The following is a 3,324-nucleotide window of genomic DNA, read 5'->3' as shown; positions in this document are numbered from 1 at the left end:
CACTCCCGGCCGCGTCTGCCGAGCCCATCCCCGCTCCACCAGGCGTTTCGCCTTCGACCGCAGCCCCTCGATCCTCGCTGGAACCACCTGAAGCCCCAGAGCCCTGGCCAGCTGCTGACAGCGCATGCCCTCCCTGCCCGCTTCCGACTCCAGCACCGACACGATCCGCTGGTAGTCCGGCGCCAGGACCGACACCGTCATGCCGTCGGTCCGGTGAGGCACCACCGAGCCGGCCACTGAACCCCGCTGTGGCTCCTCGACCACGGAAGGCAGCTCGGCCAGCACCTCGGCCACCGTTGCACGGGCATCCACCAGCCGCTGAAGAGCCCGTTCCGCCTCGCCGAGCGCGGCCTGCACCCGCTCGGCCTCCTCCTGCAACCGTGCGACCTCTTCCCGCACCTTCTTCTCCTGGGCTTCCAACAGACCGAGCACCGACGGCACCAGCCACCTCCACGAGCGACGCGAACGAACCGTCCGCATCTCTCCCGCCGCCAGCCGCAGTTCATGCCCACCCAGCCCGAACCAAACGATCACGTTCGGAAAGCGGATGGCGTCAGAGACCGAACACCTTCATCAATCCATCGCGCGGCATCGGGCGTTCGGAGACCTCATCGGCTCCCATGCGACCTCACGCTGCCACGCCTGTACGACGCCGACGTGAGCGGCGCCGCGAGGTCATCCGGCCACCAGTTCATCACACACATCACAGACCGCGGTCCACAGACAGTGGACGGGGCCGGCATGCGTGAACCTTGCCGTCGTGTGTGGTGGCAGAACCACCACTGACCGGACAGTTAGCCGCCGGCCGGGCCAGGGCGCTTCCCGGCGGCTCACGTCGCAGGCAAGAAGCCGCCGGAAAAGCTCGTCGCCGCCCATGCCTCCAGAGCCACGGGCGGCTGCGGTCCGGGGCAGCTTCAGCCACGCAAGGTTTCCGCGCGCCGTCACCGGCGGGGTCTACCCCGGCGGCAACGAGGACTCTGTCCGGACGGCTGACCTGCGACCAACCGGCCTGGCGCGGGCTCAGGAATCACCAGCTGCTGAACCCTTCAGGAACTTTTCAGCCCCGCCAACCACACTCGGCTACGCTCCTGAGGCTCGGGCACTGGATCGGGTTGAGCCCTCATGCACCCCCAGGCCTCCCACCCACAGGTATCCGAATGTGCACTCGTCGTCGATCTCTGGGCTGATCTGGATGTCGATCTGCTTGAGCTTCGCGGCGGGAACGGCGGCGCAGACCACCGCTGTCACGCGGCGCCGCGGGTAAAGGCTGTAGTCGCGGATGCGACCGGACCCGTACAAGCCGACGAACGCGGCGTGGCCATCCCGGGGCGAACACCCGATGCCAGCCCGGCACTTCGTCCTCCCCACCGATGAGCACCCTCCGCGGGCACCAGCGGCAAGAAACCCGCCTGCACAACCAACGACGTGCACTGGGGCACCGGACCTCCCCCGCCCGGTGGCCCGCGCCGACGTCGCCGCGCGCTGCACACCCCAGGCTGCCGGCCGGCGCCCTGACCCGCTCACAGCCCGATCGCCAGTGCCGGCTGCGGTGAACCGCCCCTCCCCCGGGCTGCCCAAGCGGCAGCGTCCATCCTGGAAGTGCACTCTTTCAGGGCCTTTGCGGCCGGCAGACCGCCAGCCGACACCCCCAAGACCCACCCAAGACGACGGCTGGAGCTCCTCCGAGTAGATGGAGCAGATGGGCGAACGGGCGACGGGAGCCCACCGGCAGCGAACCGGAGGGGCCGCGCCGGTTCGTCTCACGTGAGCGCCTGGAGAGCGTAGAACCCGCCAAGAGCTGCGGCCAGCATCCCCAGAAGCAGACACAGGACGGTCTCGGGCAGGCAGGGCTGGAGACGGGCACCCAGACAGCCGCCGACCAGACCGCCCACACCCCAGGCAATCCCGACCGGCCAGTCAGGCACGACATCCCCCAAACCGGCCACCGCCAGCAGCTGTAGACGACCGCCCCGATGACCGAGGTAGCGAACGTCGTCGCCAGCGCAGCCGGAGCAACACGCGCCAGAGACACACCCCGAGCAGCCAGAACAGACCCCACAAGAGAGCCCCCACCGATACCGTAAACACCACCAGCAACCCCCACCACAAACACGAAAGCGGTGAGCACGGCAGGAGACAACTCCGGCCGGGCGCCGGGTAAGGGGTGCGCGGCGGGGGCGAGGGTGCGGATACAGAGCCACACACCGAGCGGAAGAAGCAGCGCTGCGATCAGCAACCGGAACGTCTCGGGGCCGGGAAAAGCACAGACACGCACCGCCGCACCGAGCACGACACCCGGGAGAGCCCCGGCCACCGGCCGCCGGGTCACACCGCCGCACAGCACACCGGCCCGGTGGTAACGCCTCAGCGCACCCGGCCCGCCAATCACGTTGAACAGCAGATTCGTCGAAGTCACCGCGGGACTCGGCACACCGAGGACACTCAGATGGACGGGGAGAAAGGAAAACCGCACCCGACACCCCCACGGGTACCGTCACCACCGCGACCAGCCACCCGGCCGCCATGACCGCCCACACCGTCCCGTCCACCACACCCCCGCCCCAGGCAGACGGCCGCGTGCCCCAGTATCAGCACGGTGGACGGACAGACAGCCGGTCCGTCACACGATGTTCATGAACAACCGGTGAGGGTTTCCTCCCGCAGCGGCTCGAGAGCAGCGGGCATGGCCGGAAGCAGACGTCGTCTTCTACGGTCACAGGAACGGGAGTTCGCGCCGAGAGGCCCGGTGCGACGCCCTGAGCGACGAAGGGGGCTTGCTGTGATCATTGCCTGGACCGGCTGGGGCTGGGTGACGTTCCCGATCATCATGCTCAGCCCGGTCATCGACGGCTCCGCGGGCGGCAGTCTGTTCGACAACGAGACCCTGGGCGCCGTCGCCGGCAAGATCGTGTCGTGCCTGGTGGTGTGGGTTCTCGGACGACGGCTCAACAGAGACGGCAACGAGCACACGATGCGGGCGGTGCCCATGCAGTGGTGGGCCGTGACCTTCGTCGTCTCCGGCGGCGCCGTGGCAGTGTTCGTCGCGGCTGTACCCGGGACGACCTGGCTCCGGTCCGATCAGGTTTCCTGGGACGGGCCCGGCGCGTGCGAGCCGCCCCGGTGCGAGGAACATGGGGAGTGACCCTCGCCCTCCCGGACCTGCTCAGCGCCTATGCCGCCTGCGCAGCCCTGGCAACTCTGCCCCGGGAAGCATGAGATGAGCACACGCTGACCGGGATCCAGGCCACGCCGGCGCTGCTGACCGCGCTCGCTCTCACCGCCCCTCCTGCCCGGCCTGTTCCCCGTGCACCGGGCGGGCCCTCA

The 3,324-nt window shown here is 69.2% G+C and carries 3 protein-coding genes; 1 reads left to right on the top strand and 2 read right to left on the bottom strand.

The window, feature by feature from the left end:
* Positions 1-441 (bottom strand): hypothetical protein (locus tag ABD207_RS31990; RefSeq protein ID WP_344016822.1); only part of this gene is annotated, 441 nt, incomplete at its 3' end.
* Between the two features lie 1,168 nt (positions 442-1,609).
* Positions 1,610-2,416 carry a TSUP family transporter gene (locus ABD207_RS31985; RefSeq protein WP_425580885.1) on the bottom strand — a complete coding sequence of 269 codons (807 nt, stop codon included), beginning with the start codon at positions 2,414-2,416 and terminating at the stop codon, positions 1,610-1,612.
* A 393-nt stretch (positions 2,417-2,809) separates the two neighbouring features.
* Here ABD207_RS31985 and ABD207_RS31980 point away from each other — a divergent pair, with 393 nt between their 5' ends.
* Positions 2,810-3,142, top strand: coding sequence for a hypothetical protein (locus tag ABD207_RS31980; protein ID WP_344016820.1), 333 nt, complete (start codon positions 2,810-2,812; stop codon positions 3,140-3,142).
* Positions 3,143-3,324 lie beyond the last annotated feature (182 nt).

This window comes from Streptomyces thermospinosisporus (genome assembly GCF_039526425.1).
In the GTDB taxonomy this organism is placed as follows: domain Bacteria; phylum Actinomycetota; class Actinomycetes; order Streptomycetales; family Streptomycetaceae; genus Streptomyces; species Streptomyces thermocarboxydovorans.
This window is presented reverse-complemented; position numbering and strand designations above follow the sequence as displayed.